23 protein-coding genes and 1 pseudogene are annotated in these 21,533 nt (G+C 64.2%); 20 read left to right on the forward strand and 4 right to left on the reverse strand.

Going from position 1 to position 21,533, the window contains the following annotated elements:
• Nucleotides 1-34: 34 nt before the first annotated feature.
• The 4 genes from SE92_RS28605 to SE92_RS28620 all read left to right on the forward strand — a co-directional run bounded on the left by SE92_RS28605 (nucleotide 35) and on the right by SE92_RS28620 (nucleotide 2,780).
• Nucleotides 35-403, forward strand: coding sequence for a YciI family protein (locus SE92_RS28605; RefSeq protein WP_063201043.1), 369 nt, complete (start codon nucleotides 35-37; stop codon nucleotides 401-403).
• Complete coding sequence (locus tag SE92_RS28610) at nucleotides 400-1,686, forward strand: RNA polymerase sigma factor (RefSeq protein ID WP_063201046.1); 1,287 nt, start codon at nucleotides 400-402, stop codon at nucleotides 1,684-1,686. Before SE92_RS28605 ends, SE92_RS28610 begins: the two co-directional genes overlap by 4 nt.
• A gap of 110 nt (nucleotides 1,687-1,796) precedes the next feature.
• Nucleotides 1,797-2,336: a K(+)-transporting ATPase subunit F gene (kdpF, locus tag SE92_RS28615; protein WP_063201049.1), complete on the forward strand. Its 540-nt coding sequence runs from the start codon at nucleotides 1,797-1,799 to the stop codon at nucleotides 2,334-2,336.
• 30 nt (nucleotides 2,337-2,366) lie between these two features.
• A complete protein-coding gene (locus SE92_RS28620) occupies nucleotides 2,367-2,780 on the forward strand; it encodes a VOC family protein (RefSeq protein ID WP_063201053.1) in 414 nt (137 codons plus the stop codon).
• Nucleotides 2,781-2,837: 57 nt separating this feature from the next.
• Here SE92_RS28620 and SE92_RS28625 read toward each other — a convergent pair whose 3' ends face one another.
• The 3 genes from SE92_RS28625 to SE92_RS28635 form a co-directional block, all read right to left on the reverse strand.
• Entirely contained in the window at nucleotides 2,838-3,200 is a 363-nt protein-coding gene (locus SE92_RS28625; protein ID WP_063201056.1) for a hypothetical protein, read from the reverse strand.
• Nucleotides 3,201-3,816: 616 nt separating this feature from the next.
• Nucleotides 3,817-4,254, reverse strand: a complete 438-nt coding sequence (locus SE92_RS28630) for a hypothetical protein (RefSeq protein ID WP_063201060.1) — start codon at nucleotides 4,252-4,254, stop codon at nucleotides 3,817-3,819.
• A 157-nt stretch (nucleotides 4,255-4,411) separates the two neighbouring features.
• On the reverse strand, nucleotides 4,412-5,200 hold the full coding sequence (locus SE92_RS28635) for an SDR family NAD(P)-dependent oxidoreductase (protein ID WP_063201063.1): 789 nt from the start codon (nucleotides 5,198-5,200) through the stop codon (nucleotides 4,412-4,414).
• A gap of 346 nt (nucleotides 5,201-5,546) precedes the next feature.
• Here SE92_RS28635 and SE92_RS28640 point away from each other — a divergent pair, with 346 nt between their 5' ends.
• From SE92_RS28640 to SE92_RS28665, 6 genes are all read left to right on the forward strand, one after another.
• Nucleotides 5,547-5,951 (forward strand): YciI family protein, encoded by a 405-nt coding sequence (locus SE92_RS28640; RefSeq protein ID WP_063201066.1) that lies wholly within the window; start codon nucleotides 5,547-5,549, stop codon nucleotides 5,949-5,951.
• A 61-nt stretch (nucleotides 5,952-6,012) separates the two neighbouring features.
• A complete protein-coding gene (locus SE92_RS28645; protein ID WP_063201069.1) occupies nucleotides 6,013-6,375 on the forward strand; it encodes a YciI family protein in 363 nt (120 codons plus the stop codon).
• Between the two features lie 90 nt (nucleotides 6,376-6,465).
• Nucleotides 6,466-7,206, forward strand: a complete 741-nt coding sequence (locus SE92_RS28650; protein ID WP_063201072.1) for a TetR/AcrR family transcriptional regulator — start codon at nucleotides 6,466-6,468, stop codon at nucleotides 7,204-7,206.
• A gap of 118 nt (nucleotides 7,207-7,324) precedes the next feature.
• Nucleotides 7,325-7,816, forward strand: coding sequence for a DUF2852 domain-containing protein (locus tag SE92_RS28655; protein WP_063203813.1), 492 nt, complete (start codon nucleotides 7,325-7,327; stop codon nucleotides 7,814-7,816).
• 327 nt (nucleotides 7,817-8,143) lie between these two features.
• The gene (locus SE92_RS37255) at nucleotides 8,144-9,037 is read left to right on the forward strand and encodes a peptidoglycan-binding protein (protein ID WP_063201075.1); all 894 of its coding nucleotides are present in this window, start codon (nucleotides 8,144-8,146) and stop codon (nucleotides 9,035-9,037) included.
• A 117-nt stretch (nucleotides 9,038-9,154) separates the two neighbouring features.
• Nucleotides 9,155-9,856, forward strand: coding sequence for a peptidoglycan-binding domain-containing protein (locus tag SE92_RS28665; RefSeq protein ID WP_063201077.1), 702 nt, complete (start codon nucleotides 9,155-9,157; stop codon nucleotides 9,854-9,856).
• A 93-nt stretch (nucleotides 9,857-9,949) separates the two neighbouring features.
• On the opposite strand, the gene SE92_RS28670 is transcribed toward SE92_RS28665, so the two are convergent.
• Nucleotides 9,950-11,113, reverse strand: coding sequence for an acyl-CoA desaturase (locus tag SE92_RS28670; RefSeq protein WP_063201080.1), 1,164 nt, complete (start codon nucleotides 11,111-11,113; stop codon nucleotides 9,950-9,952).
• 310 nt (nucleotides 11,114-11,423) lie between these two features.
• Here SE92_RS28670 and SE92_RS28675 point away from each other — a divergent pair, with 310 nt between their 5' ends.
• The 10 genes and pseudogenes from SE92_RS28675 to SE92_RS36835 form a co-directional block, all read left to right on the forward strand.
• Nucleotides 11,424-12,194 carry a serine acetyltransferase domain-containing protein gene (locus SE92_RS28675; RefSeq protein WP_063203814.1) on the forward strand — a complete coding sequence of 257 codons (771 nt, stop codon included), beginning with the start codon at nucleotides 11,424-11,426 and terminating at the stop codon, nucleotides 12,192-12,194.
• A gap of 124 nt (nucleotides 12,195-12,318) precedes the next feature.
• On the forward strand, nucleotides 12,319-12,576 hold the full coding sequence (locus SE92_RS28680) for a hypothetical protein (RefSeq protein WP_063201083.1): 258 nt from the start codon (nucleotides 12,319-12,321) through the stop codon (nucleotides 12,574-12,576).
• A gap of 532 nt (nucleotides 12,577-13,108) precedes the next feature.
• Nucleotides 13,109-13,825: a protein TolQ gene (tolQ, locus tag SE92_RS28685; protein WP_018641591.1), complete on the forward strand. Its 717-nt coding sequence runs from the start codon at nucleotides 13,109-13,111 to the stop codon at nucleotides 13,823-13,825.
• A 145-nt stretch (nucleotides 13,826-13,970) separates the two neighbouring features.
• Nucleotides 13,971-14,423 carry a protein TolR gene (tolR, locus tag SE92_RS28690; RefSeq protein WP_063201086.1) on the forward strand — a complete coding sequence of 151 codons (453 nt, stop codon included), beginning with the start codon at nucleotides 13,971-13,973 and terminating at the stop codon, nucleotides 14,421-14,423.
• A 4-nt stretch (nucleotides 14,424-14,427) separates the two neighbouring features.
• On the forward strand, nucleotides 14,428-15,387 hold the full coding sequence (gene tolA, locus SE92_RS28695) for a cell envelope integrity protein TolA (RefSeq protein WP_063201089.1): 960 nt from the start codon (nucleotides 14,428-14,430) through the stop codon (nucleotides 15,385-15,387).
• 41 nt (nucleotides 15,388-15,428) lie between these two features.
• The gene (gene tolB, locus SE92_RS28700) at nucleotides 15,429-16,769 is read left to right on the forward strand and encodes a Tol-Pal system beta propeller repeat protein TolB (RefSeq protein ID WP_063203815.1); all 1,341 of its coding nucleotides are present in this window, start codon (nucleotides 15,429-15,431) and stop codon (nucleotides 16,767-16,769) included.
• A gap of 239 nt (nucleotides 16,770-17,008) precedes the next feature.
• Nucleotides 17,009-19,345 carry a putative bifunctional diguanylate cyclase/phosphodiesterase gene (locus SE92_RS28705; RefSeq protein WP_063201091.1) on the forward strand — a complete coding sequence of 779 codons (2,337 nt, stop codon included), beginning with the start codon at nucleotides 17,009-17,011 and terminating at the stop codon, nucleotides 19,343-19,345.
• A 158-nt stretch (nucleotides 19,346-19,503) separates the two neighbouring features.
• On the forward strand, nucleotides 19,504-20,229 hold the full coding sequence (locus SE92_RS28710) for an N-acyl amino acid synthase FeeM domain-containing protein (protein WP_063201094.1): 726 nt from the start codon (nucleotides 19,504-19,506) through the stop codon (nucleotides 20,227-20,229).
• A gap of 279 nt (nucleotides 20,230-20,508) precedes the next feature.
• The gene (gene pal / locus SE92_RS28715; RefSeq protein WP_063201096.1) at nucleotides 20,509-20,997 is read left to right on the forward strand and encodes a peptidoglycan-associated lipoprotein Pal; all 489 of its coding nucleotides are present in this window, start codon (nucleotides 20,509-20,511) and stop codon (nucleotides 20,995-20,997) included.
• Nucleotides 20,998-21,212: 215 nt separating this feature from the next.
• A pseudogene (locus tag SE92_RS36835) lies at nucleotides 21,213-21,533 on the forward strand (V-type ATPase subunit a family protein); the annotation flags it as partial.

A 21,533-nucleotide genomic window follows, 5' to 3' on the forward strand; every position in this document is an offset into this window, starting at 1 on the left:
GTCTTCAGAACAAGCCCCGAGGAAAGTGCTGCCCATGCTATATGCAATTCTTTGCTATCACGATGAGGACTTCGTCGGCTCCTGGAGCAAGGAGCAGGACGAGGCCGTGATGAAGAAGCTCGCCGTGGTGCAGGAGAATCTCACCAAGCAGGGTCGGCTCGGGCCCGTCGCGCGGCTGCTGCCGACCACGGCGGCGGCGACCTTGCGCAAGGAAGACCCGCCGCTGGTGCTCGACGGCCCCTATGCCGAGACCAAGGAGCAGCTGCTCGGCTTCTACATCGTCGACTGCAAGAATCTCGATGAGGCGCTCGACGTCGCCCGCGACCTCGGCGCGGCCAATCCCGGCGGCGCCTATGAGGTGCGTCCCGTCGGCGTGTTCCGGCCCGGAGGACTTTCGGCGTGAGCGAGGCCGACACCGGCTGGATCGAGACCGCGCTGACCTCGGCGCGCCCCCAGGCGGTCGGCGCTCTGCTGCGTTATTTCCGCGATCTCGACACCGCCGAAGAGGCGTTCCAGAACGCCTCGCTGCGCGCGCTCAAGAGTTGGCCGCAGAACGGGCCGCCGCGCGATCCCGCGGCCTGGCTGATCATGGTCGGCCGCAACGCCGCCATCGACGAGGTGCGACGCACCCGCAAGCAGCAGCCGCTGCCGGAGGACGACCAGGCCATCTCCGATCTCGACGACGCCGAGGGCGCGCTGGCCGAGCGGCTCGACGGCTCGCACTACCGCGACGACATCCTGCGCCTGATGTTCATCTGCTGCCACCCGCAATTGCCGGCGACGCAGCAGATCGCGCTGGCGCTGCGCATCGTCTCGGGCCTCACGGTGAAGCAGATCGCGCGCGCCTTCCTGGTCTCGGACGCGGCGATGGAGCAGCGCATCACCCGCGCCAAGGCGAAGGTCGCGGAGGCCGGGACGCCGTTCGAAGCGCCGGGCGCAGTCGAACGCTCCGAGCGGCTCGCCGGTGTCGCGGCGATGATCTATCTGATCTTCAACGAGGGCTATTCGGCGAGCGGCGACACCGCGGAGATCCGCAAGCCGCTCTGCGAAGAGGCGATCCGGCTGGGGCGCCTGCTGCTCAGGCTGTTTCCGAGCGAGCCGGAGATCATGGGGCTGACGGCGCTGATCCTGCTGCAGCATGCGCGCAGTGCCGCGCGCTTTGCCGCGGACGGCTCGCTGATCCTGCTGGACGACCAGGACCGCTCGCTGTGGAACGGCACCATGATCGCCGAAGGGCTGGCGCTGATCGACAAGGCGATGCGCCACCGCCGCAGCGGGCCCTATCAGATCCAGGCCGCGATTGCCGCGCTGCATGCCCGTGCATCGACGCCGGAAGAGACCGACTGGGCGCAGATCGACCTGCTCTACGGCGCGCTCGAGCTGGTGCAGCCCTCTCCCGTGGTGACGCTCAACCGCGCGGTTGCGGTCTCCAAGGTGCGGGGGCCGCAAGCCGCGCTCGATCTGATCGAGCCGCTCGCGCCGAAGCTTGCCAACTACTTCCACTTCTACGGCGTGCGCGGCGCCTTCCTGATGCAGCTCGGCCGCAATGACGAAGCCCGCATTGCCTTCGACCGCGCCATCGCACTCGCCAACACCTCCGCCGAGGCCGCCCACATCCGCATGCATCTCGATCGCCTGATCCGGGACAGCCAGCCGAAGCCGAAGGAAACCGCGAAGGCGAAGTGACGCGCGGGACCCTCTCCGCCGTCATGCCCGGCCATGACGAAAAGATTCGTCCCGCCGTGTCGGCCCCCGCCGTCCCCGTTCGTCCTTAGCCCGTATCCACGGAGCCCCTCATGCTGAAAGCCATTGCCATCATCGCCGTCGTGCTCGCCGTCGGCCTCGCCGGTGTTCTCGTCTTCGCCCTGACGAAACCCGATACATTCCGCGTCGAGCGCAGTCTCGCCGTCAAAGCGCCCGCCGACGCCATCTTTCCGCATGTCGCCGATTTCCACCGCTGGACCGGCTGGTCCCCCTATGAGAACCGCGATCCCGCCATGAAGCGGACCTTCGGCGGAGCCGAGAAAGGCAAGGGCGCGACCTATGCCTGGGACGGCAACAACAATGTCGGCGCCGGCCACATGGAGATCCTCGAGGCGAGCGGACCCTCGAAGCTCCGGATCAAGCTCGATTTCGAGCGACCCTTCGAAGGCCATAACACCGCCGAGTTCACTTTTGTGCCGCAAGGCGATGCCACACTGGTCACATGGGCGATGTATGGCCCGGCCCCGTTCCTGTCGAAAGTCATGCAGGTGTTCATCAACATGGACAGCATGATCGGCAAGGATTTCGAGACCGGCCTCGCCAGCCTGAAGAAGCTCACCGAGAAGCAATGAGCCCTTGTGCAAACGAAGAGGAGAGAAACGATGCTCAATCCCTATCTGTTCTATCAGGATAATTGCGAAGCTGCGTTCACCTATTACGCCAAGGTTCTCGGCGGCAAGATCGACGCGATGATGCGCGCCTCGGACGCGCCGCCGGAGGTGCCCGCGACGCCAGGACGCGAAAAGATGATCATGCACGCGCGGATGTCGCTGCCCGACGGCAGCGTGCTGATGGCGTCCGATGCGCCGGGCGAGCATTTCCACAAGCCGCAGGGCTTCTCCGTCTCGCTCACGGTGAAGGATCCCGCGGATGGCGAGCGCAAGTTCAACGCGCTCGCCGACGGCGGCACCGTCACCATGCCGTACAGCAAGACCTTCTGGGCCAAGGGCTTTGGCATGTGTGTCGACAAGTTCGGCATTCCTTGGATGGTGAACTGCCCGGCGGAAGGAATGTGAGGCGCGCGGCCGCGCGCATGATTGGTCGCGCCGTGCCCGGCTCGGTCGTGAGCTCGCTCAGCGGATCGAGCCGGTGACGTCTTCGCCTTGCGGCGGCGGTTGAACGCAGCTCGGACAGATCACGAGCTTGGTGCCCAGCTGCTTGTCGCGCTCGGCTTCGATCGCGTCATACACCGCCCACCACGCCTCGGAGTAGGGCCGCAAGGTACCGAGCACGCGTTCCCGCTCCTGATTGGGATCGCTCGCCGCGGGTGCGGGCACCGGCGCGCGCCGCTTCGCGACCGGCGCGCGGTTCAAACTCTTGTTGGGATCTCGACCGAGGCCATCCCAGGCGATCGGACGACGCTCCTGTGCCGGCGCGACTGCACATCCAAGCAGCGCCGCGCAGAAAATGAGCAAGACGAAGACGTGTCGCATCATGCCGGACCCAAAGTTCGGTGCGCGATGCGCAAGCGCAACACTGGAAACTCGCATCGCATCGGAGAAATGGAACTTAAGGCAAATAAGCTGGCCGGCATGGCCGAGACGAACGTTACGATTCGCATCATGTTGCGCAATCAGTGAGGCCGCATCATGAAGCCGTGCGGATCGCATCGCACAACAATTGGCGCAATATTGGGCTGTGATCTGCACGTCAGAATCGTTATTGGTGAGTCATAAAAGCTACAAACTGGGGTGGACGTCACTTGCAAGGGGAGCGACCGATGGCGACGGCGCTACAGATCAATTTTGCCCTTTGGGGAATGCTTATCTGTGCCAGCATGAAGCTGGTGCCGGTGATTCAGACTCTCTACTGAAGGCAGACATCACTGAAGGCAGCCATCGCATTGAAGGCATGGCGTGATGGCGGTGAGCCCCGGTGCGCATACGGCGCGAGCACCGGGAAACCTGCCTTATGGCCTCGGGCCAGCCAAGCCAAGTCGCGTTACAGGCCAAGTCGCTTTCCAAGCCAAGTCGCTTTCCAAATCAAGCGGCTCTAAAGTGACGCGGTTCACATAACCTCTTTGCGTGACATCAGCGGCGGCCGCCAAATTCGTCAGCGGCAGCGCGGATAGATCGCGGCGAGATCGCGGCCTTTGAGCAAGAGCAATCGCGAGGTGAGGCCGCCACGGCGACTGATCCAGTCGCGAACCGGGCCGGGATAGGCTGCAAGCACCGCGACCGATGCTTCCGGCTCGGCATAGAAGCGCCCGCGCCGGTCCACCGAACGTGCCGCATGGAAGCCGAGCACGGCGCGCTTGGTAACGCAGATTCGCTCGCCCGGCACGATGCTCAGCACCAACGTGCAGGCAGACAGGCAAGGGCCGTCGATCACCACGCGCTCCCCGCTCTCGCGCACCTTCTCGAACAAATCGAGGAACGGCCCGACCTGTCCGCCCGGAGACTGGATGATGCGGATTTCGGCGGCAGCCGGCGTGATGGCGAGCAGTGCCGATGCGAGCATCAGAGCTTTGAGGCAGGTGATACGTAGCATGAAATCTCCACCACTCGATTTGTAGGGTGGGTTAGCTGAGCGATCGCGCGAAGCGCAATGGCTCGGCGTAACCCACCATCTTCGGCGTCGTGTGAGAAGAGCTGGGTTACGCCCAACGGCCCCGCGCGGCCCGCATTGCTGACCCACTCGACATGTCCTACCCGTTGCGGCGTTGACCGCGCAGCGTGGGCAGGCCGATGCCTGCCGCATCGAAACCGCCATCGACGGCCAAAATTTGGCCGGTGATGTAGCTCGCGCTCGCGGAACACAGGAAGTAGATCGCTTCCGCAAGCTCCTCCTCCAGGCCGTAGCGGTTGAGCGGAATCGCGTCGTGGTAATCCGCGCGGATCTCCTTGGTGTGCACCTGCTTGGCCATTGCCGTGTCGACGGGGCCGGGCGCGACCGCGTTGACGCGGATGTTGAGCGAGGCGAGCTCGACCGCGAGCTGCTTGGTGAGGTGCGCGAGTCCGGCCTTGCTGGTGCCATAGGCCGAGCGCAGCGTCGAGGCGCGCACCGCCGAGATCGAGGTGATGTTGACGATGGCCCCGCCATGACCCTCGCGCATCAAGGGCACCGCCGCCTTGGTGCAGAGGAAGGGGCCGGTGAGGTTGACCTCGAGCACGCGGCGCCAGTCCGTCTCGGACGTTTCCATCAGCGGCGCGAACACCGCGATGCCGGCATTGTTGACGAGCGCATCGAGCCGGCCGAACCGGTCCTCGACCGCTGCCATGGCATCGCCGACCGCGGTTGCATCCGAGACATCGCAGGTCAGCGCCAGCGTCGCCTCGCTTTGGTCGATGTCGGCGACCGCCCGGCCGAGCAGCTCGCCCTCGATGTCGAGCAGCGCCACGCGCCAGCCCTCGGCCAAAAACTTCTTCGCGGTCGCAAGCCCGATGCCGCGCGCGGCTCCGGTGACGAGGGCGACGCGGTGCGGGGCAGGGGGCATGACGGGGTCCTTTGCTCGAACCCGCGACATGACAGTTTAGCCGGTCCCGCGCAAGGGACCAGAATTTGGGATCGACATATCCGAGGCGGTTGATATCGGTCTGTCCCTGCTCCGGAAATTCCAGCGTCGGCGTGACATGGCGGCGGCCAGCTGGATGCCGGCTCGGCATGGCCGGGAGATTCCAGCTCGGGCGCCACCGCCGCACAGCTTCCAGAAAAATTCCCCGACCATGTCGACTTTGTCGGAGGTCGTTCGTCTTACAGGCGAACGCGGGTCTGGTGGCCCGCCGACCATTCGTCATTCCGCGGCGGGCCTGGCGTCCCCGCGCACAATCGGGAGGAACCGCATGCGATTCATGATGCTGATGATCCCGCTCGGTTATGAGACTGCGCCGCCGGACGTTCAGCTTGATCCCGAGCGTGTCGCGGCGATGATGCACTACAACGAGGCGCTGAAGGACGCAGGCGTGCTGATCACGCTCGACGGCCTGCATCCGCCGTCGACGGGTGCACGGGTCTCGTTTGCGACCGGCAAGCCCATCGTCACCGACGGCCCATTCGCTGAGGCCAAGGAAGTCCTGGGCGGGTATTGGATGATCGAGGTCGCCTCGCGTGCCGAGGCCATTGCCTGGGCCAAGCGATGCCCGGCCTCGCCGAACGAAATCATCGAGGTCCGGCAGGTGCAGGAGATCAGCGACTTTCCGCCTGACGTGCAGGCCGCCGCCGCCGGCTTTGGCGACCTGAAGACATAGCCGTGACCGCCCGCGGATCAATCCGCGGCTTTGGTTGATCCATCAACAGAGGAGAGAGCCTATGAGCACCGACACCTATCTCGCCGTTTTCCTCGGCAGCAAGACCAGCCCGAAATGGGCTGCGTGGAACGCGCTGTCCGAAGCCGAGCGCAAGGCGAAGGAGCAGGAGGGCATCGCGGCCTGGAAGGGCTGGGTCGAGAAGCACCAGGGTGCGATCCAGGCCATGGGCGGTCCGCTCGGCAAGACCAAGCAGGTCGACGGCAAAGGCGTCGCCGACATCGCCAACGAGATGGGCGCTTTCACCGTGATCCGGGCCGCGTCCCATGAAGCCGCGGCAAAAATGTTCGAGAACCACCCGCACTTCGCGATCTTCCCGGGCGAGCGCGTCGAGATCATGCCGGTGCTGCCGATCCCGGGCGGTTAGGCCTCGCCGCTCCGATTGCGGGAAATACGGGTTAACCAATCCGCCCGCCGCTAGTGACCTTCGCGCCCGGCTCATGTAAAAGTCGTTCACATGAGCTGGCGCAAGGAGCAGCGCCGCGCCGAGCGCGGCTATCATCACGGCAATCTGAAGGAAGCACTTCTGCAGGCCGCTCTCGGGCTGATTGCCGAGAAGGGCGCGGCCGGCTTCACCTTTGCCGACGCCGCGCGCATGGCCGGCGTCAGCGCGGCGGCGCCCTATCGGCATTTCCGTGACCGCGACGAGCTGTTGTCCTCGATCGCCCAGCGCGGCTTCGAGCAATTCGAGGCGCGCCTGACCGCGGCCTGGGACGACGGGCGGCCCGATACGGTCACGGCGTTCGAGCGCGTCGGCAAGGCCTATCTCGCCTTCGCCCGCGAGGAGCCCGCCTTCTACAACGCGATGTTCGAATCGGGCCTGCCGGTCGATGCCAATCCGGCGCTGCAGGCCGCCAGCGAGCGCGCTTTCAACATCATTCGCGCCGCGGCCGAGCGGCTCGCGGCGTTGGCGCCGCCCGGCACGCCGCGACCGCCGGCGATGATGATGGCGCTGCACATCTGGTCGATGGCGCACGGCGTGGCCTCGTTGTTCTCGCGCGGGGATGCCGCGCGGCGAAAGCTGCCGATGTCGCCGGACGAACTGCTCGAAGCCGAGGTGCTGATCTATCTGCGTGGCCTCGGCTTCCCGACCGATCGCCGTCCGCCAGCCAAGAGCGCCGAGCCGCCGCCGGTGCCACCGGAGGCGTCCTCCGGTTCAGGCGTGCCGCCCGGCGGTCCTTGGGGCAAGCCGAAATAAAATTACGCCAATAATCACGCGGGCGTGTCTGGCGGCCAGCTTGACAAAATCGCGGGATCGTCTAGCTATGTAAATGTTATTTACATTCACAACGGCTGATGCCGTCATGGAGAAGGAAATGGCCTACACCGCTGATGTCAATCGCTGGCGCGGCCCTTCGGACCAACACCAACAGTACGAGCGTCCTCACATGCTCGATACGCCATGGCATCCCGGCTGGATCGCCGTGACCATCCTCGGCTTCATCATCTGGTGGCCGATCGGACTTGCCCTTCTCTTTTTCACACTCGGGAGCAGAAGAATGTCGTGCTGGAGCCACCAGGATCGCTGGCAGAACAAGATGGAGCGGATGCAGTACAAGATGGATCGCATGCGCGGCCGCATGGAGCGCCGTGGCTTCGGCTTCGGCTTCGGCCCGCCGTCCTCGGGCAATCGCGCCTTCGACGAATACCGCTCTGAGACGCTGCGGCGCCTCGAAGAGGAGCAGGTCGAGTTCAGGAACTTCCTCGACCGTCTGCGTCACGCCAAGGACAAGGAAGAGTTCGACCAGTTCATGGCGCAGCACAAGACGCGTCCGACCCCGCCGCCGACCGACCAGCAGCAGGGCTGATCTTCAAGGCTGACCTTCAAGGCTGACACATCGCAAAGCCTTCAGGCGCATGCCCCCAAAGTCCTGATGGCCCCGAGCCGCCCGTCTGCGCAACCCGCAGGCGGGCGGTTTGGTTTTTGGGGCAAGCGCATCAATGTCCCGCGCGCCGAAGAGGAGGCTTGAGCCGACTCCGGCCGCCGTCCTCAGGCGAGATCAGGCTCCGACACAACCGAAGCCGCGGTCCGGCTCGTCCAGCAATCGAATCTCCTCTTGCAACCAGAGGGTGCTCTGCGTAATCTCGAGATGTTTCACTCGATGATATTTCACTGAATATTCGGGAGTATTTTCGTGCGGATCGTATCGATCGTTCGGAAAGTGGCCCCTCGCTGCTATCCCAATTATCTCAAGGCCTTTGAAGACGGCGACGACATCTTCGAGCGCTTCAAGATCAATACTCCGCTGCGCATCGCGCACTTCCTCGCTCAGGCCCTGTACGAGACGGGCCGCGGCACCGTTCTGTTCGAGAGCCTCAAATACAAGACTGCAGCGCGTCTTCTCGAGATTTTCGGTGTTGGCCGTCATAGCGCGGCGATCCGGCCCGATGAGGTCGATCAATTTCTCAACAACGATCGCGCGTTGGCCGAGCGCGTCTATGGACTGGGCAATCCGAAGAAGGCAAAGGAGCTCGGCAACACCAAGTCCGGAGACGGATACAAATATCGTGGCGGCGGCCTGCTGCAGACGACGGGCGGAGCCAACTATGCGCGCATGGGCAAACTTGCCGGCGTGGATTTCTACAACAACCCGGATATGATCGTCGCACCCGAAGCGGCCCTCCTTCCCGCGCTCAACGAATGGAATGAGGGAGGCCTGAACGCTTATGCGGATCAGAACAATATCCGTGCGATCACGCGGACGATTAACGGCGGTTACAACGGCTTGAGCGGCCGGACGGAATTGTTCGAGATCGTGTGGAGCGCGATCGGCAAGGGTGGCGCGAACCAGGTGGCCTGGAAAACCGCGACTGCTTCGGATGAAACGCGCGAGCTCCAGGAGGCCCTGAACGACCTCGGAGCCGAACCGCCGCTCGTCGTGGATGGACGATATGGTCCCGCCACCGCGCAGGCGGTCGAGTGGTTTCAAAACCACGCCAAGATACCGGTCGATGGAAATGCAGGCTTGGTCACGCTGGCGGCGCTGAAGCTCCGCCTGGACACCCGGACCGCTTCGGAGCGCACCTGAAGCGGTTGCCGTCTTTAGACGTGCGAACTTCGCCGGAGCTTTGCGGTCACTTCGCAGAGAAGTCTCGATATTGAGGCCGAATTTTTAGCGAGTCTGATTAGGCAAAAGGAAAATAGCATGACCGACGGCGAGAAGATGCTGAGGCTGGCCGAGACCCGCATTGGTGAGAAATACGTCAACGTCTGCGTGCCGAAGAACAACAAGAACTGGCACGGTCCGTGGGACTGCGCGGAGTTCATGTCCTGGCTGGTGTATCAGGTCGGCGGCTTTCTTTACGGCTGCGTCGACGACAACGGCAATCCCGCAACGGTCGAGGCCTATACGGGGGCCTGGAAGAGCGATTCACAGAAGCTGGGAAAGCGCGTTCCGTGGCAGCAGGCAGCCTCAACGGTCGGAGGCATTCTCCTGCGCTATCCACCCGGACCAGGCATGATGGGACACATCGTCGTGTGTGACGGCAAAGGCGGCACCGTCGAGGCGATGGGCACGGCCTATGGCGTTCGTCGCGGCAAGGTGTCGGGCCGCAATTGGGACACGGGCGTCTTTCTCCCGAACTTCACGTATCGGGAGGCGGGTGAAGACCTCGAGCTGGCCGGGCCGAGCCAGCTATATGCGCTCGGGCAGCCGGGCATGAAGGCGTCCGTCGTTCGAGATATTCAGCGCGCCTTGAAGGATCTCGGGTTCAATCCAGGGCCCATCAACGGTGAGTACAACGATCTCACGGTGGCGGCGGTCGCGGCGTTTCAGGCGACCAAAGGCCTCATCGTCGACGGCCAGGTCGGGCCCCAGACGGCAAAGCGCTTGAAGGTCGAACTCTAGAATCGGCGCCGCTTTTTGCCTGCCGGCGGACGCGCAATCGGCGCGTCCTCGGCAGCACGAATCCTCACTTAGCCGATTCGCATGAGCGAAGATTCAGCGCGCCGTCACGAGCTGCGCGCGAACCGACGTCAGAAAGTGTTCGTAAGCGTGGTCCACGATCTCGTTGAGCGATCGCGTTCGCGCGAACATCGCCTTGGCCTCAGTGAGAAACTCCTCGCGGGACGGTATCCTCGGCAAATGCAGATGGGTCAGCGCATCGACGCTGTCCTGCGCGCGATGGAGGATCTCGTGCAGCGTCGGCAGTTGCAGCTGGGCCGGGTCGGCCCGGTGCAGCGCCGACGAGATCGCCTGTGCGAGGGCCTGCGCATCGAACCGTCCGGCAAGCTCGCGGGCCGCCCGGTTGATGACCCGGGCGCCGAGCGGCTGCTCGTTGCGCAGCACCTGTTCGGGCGGCGATTTCATGTTCCAGACGATGCCGAACCAGGACAGCACTTTGAGAACGTAATAGGTGACGTCGATCTCCCACCAGTAAAAGCCCTGCCGCACGCTGCTCTGATAGGCGTGGTGATTGTTGTGCCAGCCTTCGCCCATGGTGAGCAGCGCCAGCAGCCAATTGTTGCGGGAATCATCGCCCGTCACGTAGCGCTTGCGTCCGTGCACATGGGCGAGGGAGTTGATGCAGAAGGTCGCGTGATAGACCAGCACCGTGCTCCACAGGAAGCCGACGATCAGACCCGACCAGCCCGCCACGAGAAAGCAGAGCGCTGCAAGCACGAAGGCCGGCAGCAGCTCCAGCCGATGCAGCCACATCAGTTCGGGATAGACCGTGAGATCGCCGACCTTCACGAGATCGGTCGTGTCGTGCTCGCGGTAGAAGATCCAGCCGACATGGCTGTACACGAAGCCGCGCTGACGCGGCGAATGCACGTCCAGTTCGGTGTCGGAATGCAGATGATGATGCCGGTGCTTGGCCGCCCACCACAACACGCCCTTCTGCGCGGTGCTTTGCGCAAGGCAGGCCAGGATGAACTGAAACACGCGGCCGGTGGCGAACGCCCGATGCGAGAAGTAGCGGTGATAGCCCGCCCCGATGCCGAACATCCGCACGACGTACAGCGAGATGCAGATTGCGACGGCCTGCCAGGTGACGCCCGACCAGATCGCCGCAAAGCAGCCGAGATGAACCAGCACGAACGGTATGGCGGAGGGGTACATGACGTCGTCGTGGTGGTCGTCGGCGGGCGCGTTGGGCGACATGTCTTGGCGTGACCTCGAGTAACGGGAATTCGGGATTTCGTCTCCGCAGCGCTGGGGGCGGCCGGGTACGAAAAACCCGCGGATGGCGGACCACCGCGGGGGGCGTGAACGAGCTGCTTTGCATGGACGTTCCGGCCAAAGCAGCGACGGCCGAAATTCGGTGGACTATATGGTTGCCGCCGCCCGGCACGCAAGCTCGTAGCCTCCCGGGGGGCTGCGGCATGGTGCTCGGGGTCGCGCCTGTCGCTTGGGCGTGGCGCGCGGATGACCGAGACCTATATGAAGAAGTCTCTGGATACCGGGGATGGCGATGACGGCAGCTGCAAGCGCGACGACGGACGATCGCCTCTGGCAGGCGATCCGCGACGAGGCGCAGCGCGCGGTTGCATCCGATCCCGTCTTCGGCGCGTCGCTTGCGAAGGCCGTCCTCGCCCATGACGATCTCGCGGCAACTCTGGCAGCTCTGATCGGGCGCAGGCTGGGCGGCAACGCCGCGGAGCAGGCGCGTTTCACCGCGTTTTCGCGCGATGCCTTTCGCCACGCGCCGGAATTGGTCGCAGCGTCCGGCCGCGACTTGCAGGCCATCGTGCGCAGCGATCCCGCCATCGCCGGCCTGTTGGCGCCGCTGCTGCATTTCAAGGGCTATGTCGCGCTGCAAGCCTGGCGCGTCTCGAACTGGCTCTGGCATCATGATCATCGCGATGCCGCGCTGCTGTTCCAGAACGAAGCGTCGAACGTCTTGCAGGTCAGCATTCATCCGGCGGCCGACATCGGCTCGTCCGTCTATCTCGACCACGCCACGGGCATCGTGATCGGCGCCCATGCCGTGATCGGCGAGGAGGTCACCATCCTTCAGAATGTCAGCATCGGCCGCGGCAGTGAGCTGCCGACGCGCTCGCCGCGCATCGGCCGCGGCGTGTTCATCGGCGCCGGAGCGACCATTTTGGGCGATATCCGCATCGGCGATTTCGCCCGGATCGGCGCCGACACGGTGGTGACTTCCGACGTTCCCGGCGGCTGCACGGCGGTCGGAAATCCCGCGCGATTGACCAATTGCCCCGAGCCGGCCTCCGCGGCCTGACGTGCCTCCAGAGGCGGCGTCGGGGTCCAGATTTCCCGTCAGAGAAAGCCGGCCCGTTAGAACCTGCTCGCGGTGAAGCCCGACCAAACCCCAGCGGCGCTTTCCGCCGCCGACGGGTACGACCATGATCATCGCTGAATGCAAGGAGACCAGACAGCGCGTTGCGCTGTTCGCGCGTGCCTCGGACCTGTTCGACCGGTTCGGCTGCTGGCTGCCGTTTGCAATCGCGTTCCTCAATGGCTGGCCGACCGAGGTCAAGACCTACCAGGAATTCGTGGAAACGGGCGCCTGGCACCTCTTTCTCAGCGGCGCCCTCTATTTCCTGGCTGCCTTGGCGCTCAGGCGCGCAGTGTCGTTTGCGACGGCGGGGCTGGATCCATGATCCTGTTGCGCGATTTCGCACTCTTCGTTCTGCCGGTGCTGATCGCGGCGGGCGGCTGGCTCTATGCGCTCAGCCTGCGCCGGCGCAGGCGCCTGTAAGGCGGGCTGCGGCCCCTGGCCCGGCGGATCCAGCACCTCGCGGAAAGGAGCGCGGTTCCTCGGGCGAACTCCGTACGCGGAACTTTCGGGTTCGAGCCCGTCCGCCACCCCAACCGCCTGCGCCGCCTACCTTTTCCGCAGCCAAATTCACCCCTGGTAACCCCGCATTAACCAACGGCGGGCTCTGGTAAGGGCGGACAGTCGCGCCCAAAGCGGAAAGCCGAGGCCCGTCAAGGCCCGGGGCCAAAGGCCCATAGTTTTGACATCTTGGCAGGGAATGCAGACGGCCGGCTTTGGACGAGCCCCTGCACCCCAAAAGACAAGGCTTTGAGCGGGCTTGCCGGCCGCGCCGGTTCTAGCGCGGCCATCGGGGAACCGGCAGCCATTTGCTGGCCGGCACATCGGGTAACGATCGCCTTGAGAGGATACTGCTTATGAATCCGGCCGACGTGGCTCAGTCAGCCCTTCCGGTTGCCGCTTCCGCGGACGTGTCGCTGATCGCGCTGTTCTGGCAGGCTCACTGGATCGTGAAAGCGGTGATGCTGGGACTTCTGTCCTGCTCGGTCTGGGTCTGGGCGATCGCCATCGACAAGATCTTCCTGTTTGCCCGCACCCGCCGCTCGATGGACCGTTTCGAGCAGGCCTTCTGGTCCGGCGAATCGATCGAGGAGCTCTATCGCACGCTCTCGGCCAAGCCGACCCACTCCATGGCGGCCTGTTTCGTCGCGGCGATGCGCGAGTGGAAGCGGTCCTTCGAGAGCCACGCCCGCTCGGTCGCGGGTCTGCAGATGCGGATCGACAAGGTCATGAACGTCTCGATCGCCCGCGAGGTCGAGCGGCTGGAGCGCCGCCTGCTGGTGCTCGCGACCGTCGGCTCCGCCGGCCCCTTCGTCGGCCTGTTCGGCACGGTCTGGGGCATCATGTCGAGCTTCCAGTCGATCGCGGCGTCGAAAAATACCTCTCTGGCGGTGGTGGCCCCTGGTATCGCGGAGGCGCTGTTTGCGACCGCGGTCGGCCTTATCGCCGCCATTCCTGCCACTATCTTCTACAATAAGTTCACGTCCGAGGTGAACCGGCAGGCCCAGCGCCTGGAAGGCTTCGCCGATGAATTTTCCGCCATTCTGTCGCGTCAGATCGACGAGCGGGGCTGATGGGCGGCATGTATGGAGCGTTTTCGAGCGAAGTGGATGCCGGTTCGCGTGAAGAAAACGCGTCGAGACAAGAATCCAGAGCCCCGTTCCGATTTCATCGGAACGGAATTGGCTCTACTGTGAAGGGCAATTTGGGCACGCGATCATGGGCATGAACGTTGCGAGTTCGTCCGGCGGTGGCGGGCGCCGCGGCCGGCGCAAGCCCGTCGTGGCCGAGATCAACGTCACCCCGATGGTCGACGTGATGCTGGTGCTGCTCATCATCTTCATGGTGTCGGCGCCGATGCTGACGGTCGGCGTGCCGCTCGACCTGCCGCAGACCCAGGCCAAGAGCCTCGAGAACAACGACCAGAAGCCGATCCAGATGTCGGTCGACATCAAGGGCAAGGTGTTCATCAACGACACCGAGATCGCGATCAACGAGCTGATCCCCAAGCTGAAGGCGATCACCGACGCGCGCGGCGGGCTCGAGGAGCGCATCTATCTGCGCGCCGACAAGAAGGCGGATTACGGCACGGTGGCCAAGGTGATGGGCCAGCTCTCCGGCGCCGGGTTCAAGAAGCTCGCCCTCGTCACGGAAGCGGATCAGGGGTCCTAGGCCTGTGAAGGTGAACGTCGACAAGACACTCGTTGCGTCGATTGCCCTCCACGTCCTCGTGCTGGGATGGGGGCTCGTCACCTTCAGCAGCAAGGCCTACATCGCGCCGGAAGAGTCGCTTCCGATCGACATCATCTCCACCGATCAGCTCGCCAAGATGATGGCTGGGCAGAAGACCGGCAAGAAGGAAGAGCCGAAGCCGAAGGTCGAGAAGATCGCGGAAGCGAAGCCCGAGGAAGACGCCGTCGGCAAGGTCACCGAGAAGAAAGAGCTGATCAAGACCAACTCGCAGCCGGAGCCGCCGCCGAAGCCCGTCGAGAAGCCTGTCGAGAAGAAGCCCGAGCCGCCCAAGCCCGTGGCCGAGGCCAAGCCGAAGGAAGAGCCGAAGCCGCAGGAAAAGAAGCCTGATCCGGCCAAGGAAGATCCGATCGCCGAGCTACAGAAGAAGCTGGAGACCAAGAAGCCGCCGCCGAAACCGGTGGAGCAGAAGGTCGCGGCGGTGCAGCCCCAGCAGCAGCCGAAGCCCAAGGAGCGCAGCTTCGATCCCGCTCAGATTCAGCGCGATCTCGACAAGCGTGCCGCCACCCGGCACGAGCAGACCGGCTCGGCGCTGAATGCGTCGGCCTCGCTGGGAGCGGCGACGGGCACTGCCGCCAACAACGTCGCGACATGGCGCGGAGCGTTCCAGGGCGCGGTGAAGCGCTGCTTCACGCCCACCTATAACGGGCAGGATGCCGACCAGTACGAGGCAGACATCGACATCCCCATGAAGATCGACGGATCGCTGGCGTCCGAACCCATCGTGGTCGCGGTGAGGGGACCGTCGCGGTCGATCGCCCAGGCGGTGGCGGAGAGCGCCAAGCGCGCCATCGTGCAGTGTCAGGTCTACTCGTTCATGCCGAAGCAGCAGTACGAGAGCTGGAAGCTCATTCCCATGACTTTCGGCCTGAAAGATATGTTGTGACATCCGAACAAAAGAATTTTGCAATGAATGACGTCCGATCGATGAACCGCCGCCGCTTCATAACCCTGACCGGATCGACGCTCGCGATGCTCGGGGGCGGGCAGGCCTTCGCGCAGGGCCGAATTCGTATCGACCCGACCGAATTCCAGCCGATCCCGATCGCGATCACCAACTTCCTGCCGGGCTCGCCGTCCGACGGCGACGTCGGCAACGGCGTCACGCAGGTCATCACCAACAATCTGAAGCGCTCCGGCCTGTTCGCGCCGATCGACCAGGCCGCCTTCATCGAGCGCATCAACAACATGGACGTCGCGCCGCAATTCCAGAACTGGAAGACGCTCAACGCGCAGGCCCTCGTCACCGGCCGCATGACGCGCCAGCCCGACGGCCGGCTCAAGGCCGAATTCCGCCTGTGGGACGTGGTCTCCGGCCAGCAGCTCGCGGGACAGCAATATTTCACCTCGCCGGAATATTGGCGCCGGATCGCCCACATCATCTCCGACCAGATCTACGAGCGGATGACCGGCGAGAAGGGCTATTTCGACAGCCGCGTGGTGTTCGTGGACGAGAGCGGCCCGAAGGAGCGCCGCGTCAAGCGGCTCGCGATGATGGACCAGGACGGCGCCAATGTGCGCTATCTGACCCGCGGCTCCGACCTCGTGCTGACGCCCCGTTTCTCGCCGAACTCGCAAGAGATCACCTATATGGAGTTCGGCCAGGGCGATCCGAAGGTCTATCTGTTCAACATCGAGACCGGCCAGCGCGAGATCGTCGGCAACTTCCCCGGCATGACCTTTGCGCCGCGCTTCTCGCCGGACGGCCAGCGCGTCATCATGAGCCTGCAGCAGGGCGGCAATTCCAACCTGTTCGTGATGGATCTGCGCTCGCGCTCGACCACGCGCCTCACCGACACGCCGGCGATCGACACCTCGCCGTCCTACTCGCCGGACGGCACCCGCATCTGCTTCGAATCCGATCGCGGCGGCCGGTCCCAGATCTACGTGATGGCGGCGGGCGGCGGCCAGGCGCAGCGGATCTCCTTCTCCAAGGACGACACCAACGCCAGCTATTCGACCCCGGTGTGGTCGCCGAAGGGCGACTATATCGCCTTCACCCGGCAGGGCGGCGGGCAGTTCTCGATCGGCGTCATGAAGCCCGACGGCAGCGGCGAGCGGTTGCTCACCTCGGGCTTCCATAACGAAGGCCCGACCTTCTCGCCGAACGGGCGCGTGCTGATGTTCTTCCGCGATCCCGGCGGCAATGGCGGGCCCTCGCTGTACAGCGTCGACATCTCCGGTCGCAACGAGCTCAAGGTGCCGACGCCGGGCTTCGCCTCCGACCCGGCCTGGTCGCCGCTGTTGTCCTCGACCGCGGGGCAATAATCGCGCGGCTGCAACGCGCGATCTTGTCGAAAAGGCGTGCGGTTTTTTTCGCGTTTGGTGAGGAAAGCAAGCTTTCCTTCACCTTGCCCTCGGCAAGGCTTGCCTAGTTGCTTGAAATGTCAGCAGAAACAGGTTCGCTATTGCCGAAAAACAACTCGACTTTAACGATGTTCCCTCAGAAAGGCTTCATCCGGGTTGAGTAAAACTACGCGCCGAACAGGACGCGCGTACAAACACAAATGCAGTTCGCAAGCCAGAGCGGAGAGCCGAAGCAGGAGCAGGCCTCGCCGACGATTTCGGCGGCGCTGATCGATTCGCTATTTGAAGCCCCGCGGCCTCTGCTCGCCGGTTTGGTGTTCGTCTCCATCGGAGCGGCGCTGACGGCCCTGAAGACGGCAGAGCCTCTCATCTGGGCCTGTGTCGGGTTGCTCGCCCTCGCCGGCCTCGCCCGCGCGTTCGATCTGGTGCTGTATCAAAAGCGCAAATCGACCCTGACGGCCGAAGGAGCCGCACGCTGGCAAAAGCGTTATCAGATCGGCGCCATGATCCAGGCGGCTGCGATAGGCACCTGGTGCTCGACGACCCTGTTGGCCAGCGACGACGCCGTGGCCCATATGATCGCACTATCCGTCACGACCGGAATCGCGGCGGGCGGCGCCGGCCGAGCCTACGGCCGGCAATGGATATTCCAGCTCCAGGTCAGCCTCGTTTTCGTTCCTATCGTCATCGCTCTCGCGCTGCGGGGCACGCCGTTCTACGTGGCGATGTCGGTCATCAGCGCCGCCTTCCTGTTCTCGCTAATGGGAATCTCGGCCAATCTGCACAGGATATTCATGCGTGCGCTGGTCGCACGCGAGCGCGAAGCGGCGCTTGCCGGCCAGTTCGATACCGCATTGAACAACATGCCGCACGGGCTGTGCATGTTCCGCGTCGACGGCCAGCTCGCGATCATGAACCACCGTTTCGGCGAGATGATGAAGCTGCCCGACGACCTCGTGCAGAGCGGCGCCAGCGCGACCCGGATCATCGATGCCTGCATCGAGGCCGGCTCCATCTCCAGGGAAAGCGGCGCTCAGATCCTGCATGGTATCCGGGAGTTGCAGATCAAGGAGATCGTGACTGCCGATCCTGCCCCAGCGGGAGAGCGGACCTTGTCATGGACCATTCAGCCGATGATGGATGGAGGTGCCGTCCTTCTTCTGGAAGACATCACCGAGCGCAAGAGTGCCGAGGCGCGGATCAGCCATCTCGCCCGCTACGACGAGCTCACGGCGCTGCCCAACCGCGTCAGCTTCCGCGACGAGATCGAACGGCTGCTGATGAACTCGCACAGCGCCGAGCGGCTTTCCGCGCTGCTGTTCGTCGACCTCGACCAGTTCAAGCAGGTCAACGACACGCTCGGTCATCCCTGTGGCGACCAGCTGTTGTGCGCCGTTGCCAACCGCCTGCGCGAGATGCTGCGTCCCGAGGATTTCGTCGCCCGCTTCGGCGGCGACGAGTTCGTCGTGTTCCAGCAGAACCTCTCCTCGCCCGAGGACGCCGCCGCGCTTGCCCGCCGCATCGTCGAGCGGCTGAGCGAGCGCTACCGCATCGACAATCACCTGGTCGAGATCGGCGCCAGCGTCGGCATCGCGCTGACCTCGCCGGAGGGCGTCAGCGCCGACACGCTGCTCAAGAACGCCGACATGGCGCTGTACCGCGCCAAGGCGGACGGCCGCGGCACCTTCTGCTTCTTCCGCGACGAGATGGCGGCGACCGTCGAGGCGCGCCGCATCCTCGAGCTCGACCTGCGCAAGGCGCTCGCCAACGAGGAGTTCGAGCTGTTCTATCAGCCGCTGGTCAATCTGAAGTCCGGCAAGATCACCACCTGCGAGGCGCTGCTGCGCTGGAATCACCCGGTGCGGGGCACGGTCTCGCCGGTTGATATCATTCCGGTCGCCGAGGACATGGGCCTGATCGTCGATCTCGGCCGCTGGATCCTGCGCCGCGCCTGCATGGAATGCATGAAGTGGCCGGAGGGCGTCAGCGTCGCCGTCAACTTCTCGCCGCAGCAATTCCACCAGCGCGACGTCTTGAGCGAAATCCGCTACGCGCTCGAAGTGTCGGGCCTGCCGGCGCATCGGCTCGAGATCGAGATCACCGAGTCCTCGCTGCTGCGCAACACCCAGCTTACCCACGACATCCTGTCGCAGCTGCATGCGATCGGCGTGCGCATCTCGCTCGACGATTTCGGCACCGGCTATTCCAGCCTCAGCTATCTGCACAATTTCCCGATGCAGAAGGTGAAGATCGACCGATCCTTCCTCGAAGGCATCGACACCGACCGCCCGCTGACGCTGCTGCGCGGCGTCGCGCGGCTCTCGGCCGATCTCGGCATGGCCGTGGTGGTCGAGGGCATCGAGACCAACGAGCAGCTGGAGCTGATCAGCGCCGACGGGACGGTGACCGAGGGACAGGGTTATCTGTTCAGCCGGCCAGTGCCGGCGGTACGGGTGCGCCAGTTGCTCAATGCCTCGCATGGTCGGCACATCCACGACGGTCAGGTCGTTTCGATTTCGTCGCGCTCTTTCGCCTGACCTTACCCCTCGGGATTTCCCGTCATTTCAAGTCGTTACGCGCCACCGTAGTCGCACGGGGGATTAACCGTGATCGATTCAAGCCTTTGCAATTCGATTAAGGAGGCGTTAATCTTTTCAAACTCGCGGAAGTTGTTGGACGTGTTTGGAGTGTCAGGATGGAATCCCGGGCCGAGCCGCGCGCTCCGCAAATCATGCGGGGGGCAGGGATTTTTGATCGGGTCGATTACAGACTGATCGAAACTCCGGAAGACAAAGATCGCCTCTATCAGATGCGCTATCGCGCCTATCTGCACGGTGGGTTGATCCTGCCGTCCGATTCGCATCGCGTCAGCGATCGCTACGACGAAGCGCCGAACGCCTGGACCTTCGGAATTTATGTCGATGGCGAGCTCTGCAGCTCCGTCCGCGTGCACGTGCTCACGTCGGAGCAGCGCATGTCCTATGCGACCGAATTGTTCGGCGACGTTCTTCACCCCCGTCTCGACCGCGGCGAGGTTTTCGTCGATCCCGCGCGTTTCGTTGCCGATCCGGAGCAGGCCCGGCGGTTCCCGGAACTGCCCTACGTCACCTTGCGCCTTGCCTATCTCGCCTGCGAGCATTTCAACGCGGATACGGGGCTCGCGCAGGTCCGGGCGGAGCATCAGGCGTTCTACCGCCGGGTCTTTCTGCACGAGGCCATCACCGAGCCGCGCTCGTTTCCGAATGTGTTGAAGAAGGTCGCCTTGATGGCGTCCGATTTCCGAAGCCTTCGTGAGCGGGTCTTGACCCGGTTTCCGATCATGCGCTCGAGTGCGTTCGAACGGCGGATGCTGTTCCAGCGCGGGAACGTCCGCACGGTCGCGCCGCGCCCGATTCTCGTCGCCGGCACGGCGCAGGCCTGAGGCCTGGCCGCGGCCCGCGCTCCACCCCGGCTCAGACCGGGCGATTTGTCATGAACAGGCGCAAAATTCCGGCCGAACCCAGCGTTTTTGCCGACCGGGCAGACTTGCCTTCACCCTCGCGCCACATTTACAACCCATTAACCATGACGGGTGCTTTTCGCTGGTTGGGGGCATTTGACCGGCTGAGGCAAGGTTCCGTCAAGGTTGACGGAACGTTCGCTTAACCAACCCCCTGTAGACCGGACAGCAGTGGACTAACGTGAGCGTGGAGGCTCCGGAATGAAACATCCTATGCGTATCCTCCAGGGATTGAAGCTGGCCGCAGTGCTCGCCGTCGCGCTGTCGATGGGCGCCTGCGCCAATAAGAATGCTGCGACGGATGCGATGGCCAATGCGGCAACGCCGGGCAGCCAGCAGGACTTCGTCGTCAACGTGGGCGACCGCGTGTTCTTCGAAAGCGACCAGACCGATCTGACCCCGCAGGCGATCGTGACCCTGGAAAAGCAGGCGCAGTGGCTGCAGACCTATCCGCGCTACAGCTTTACCGTCGAAGGTCATGCCGACGAGCGCGGCACCCGCGAATACAACATCGCGCTCGGCGCCCGCAGAGCCCAGTCGGTGCGTTCGTTCCTCGCCTCGCGCGGCATCGATCCGAACCGCATGCGCACGATCTCCTACGGCAAGGAGCGGCCGGTCGCCGTCTGTAACGACATCTCCTGCTGGTCGCAGAACCGTCGCGCCGTGACCGTGCTGAACGCGAGCTCCTGACGCCAAGATACTGACGCCAAGATACTGCACTCAGTCAGGCGCCGTTCATCTTCAGAAACCGACTATGCCGGCGCCCTCTCGGGCGCCGGTTTCGTTTCAGCAATCCGTGACCTAAAACCCCGTGGTGCCAGCCACAGTTTTGGCGTACTCCCCCTCAATGTGTGGCGCGTCGCATGTTCCGTCGCAGGCCATTTCGCTTTCGTCGTCAGGGCAAGATGTCATCCAGATTTAAGGTCTTTACCGGCACCGTGGCGATGGCCGCGCTGCTCTCTTTGGGCTCGCCCGCATTCGCGCAGACGGACGATGATCCCGAGATGCGGATCGAGCGGCTGGAGAACCAGCTGCGCCAGCTCACCGGCCAGAACGAGGAGCTGCAATACCGCAACCGCCAGCTCGAAGAGCGGCTGCGGGCGCTCGAAGGCGGCGCGCAGGCCGCGCCTGGACAGGCGCCCAATGTCGCGGCGATGCCGCCCGCGCAGATCGGACCGGGGCAGGTCGCGCCGGGCTATCGCCAGCCGCAGCAGCAGGCCGTGCAG

This window comes from Bradyrhizobium sp. AT1, from assembly GCF_001590795.1.
In the GTDB taxonomy this organism is placed as follows: Bacteria; Pseudomonadota; Alphaproteobacteria; order Rhizobiales; family Xanthobacteraceae; genus Bradyrhizobium.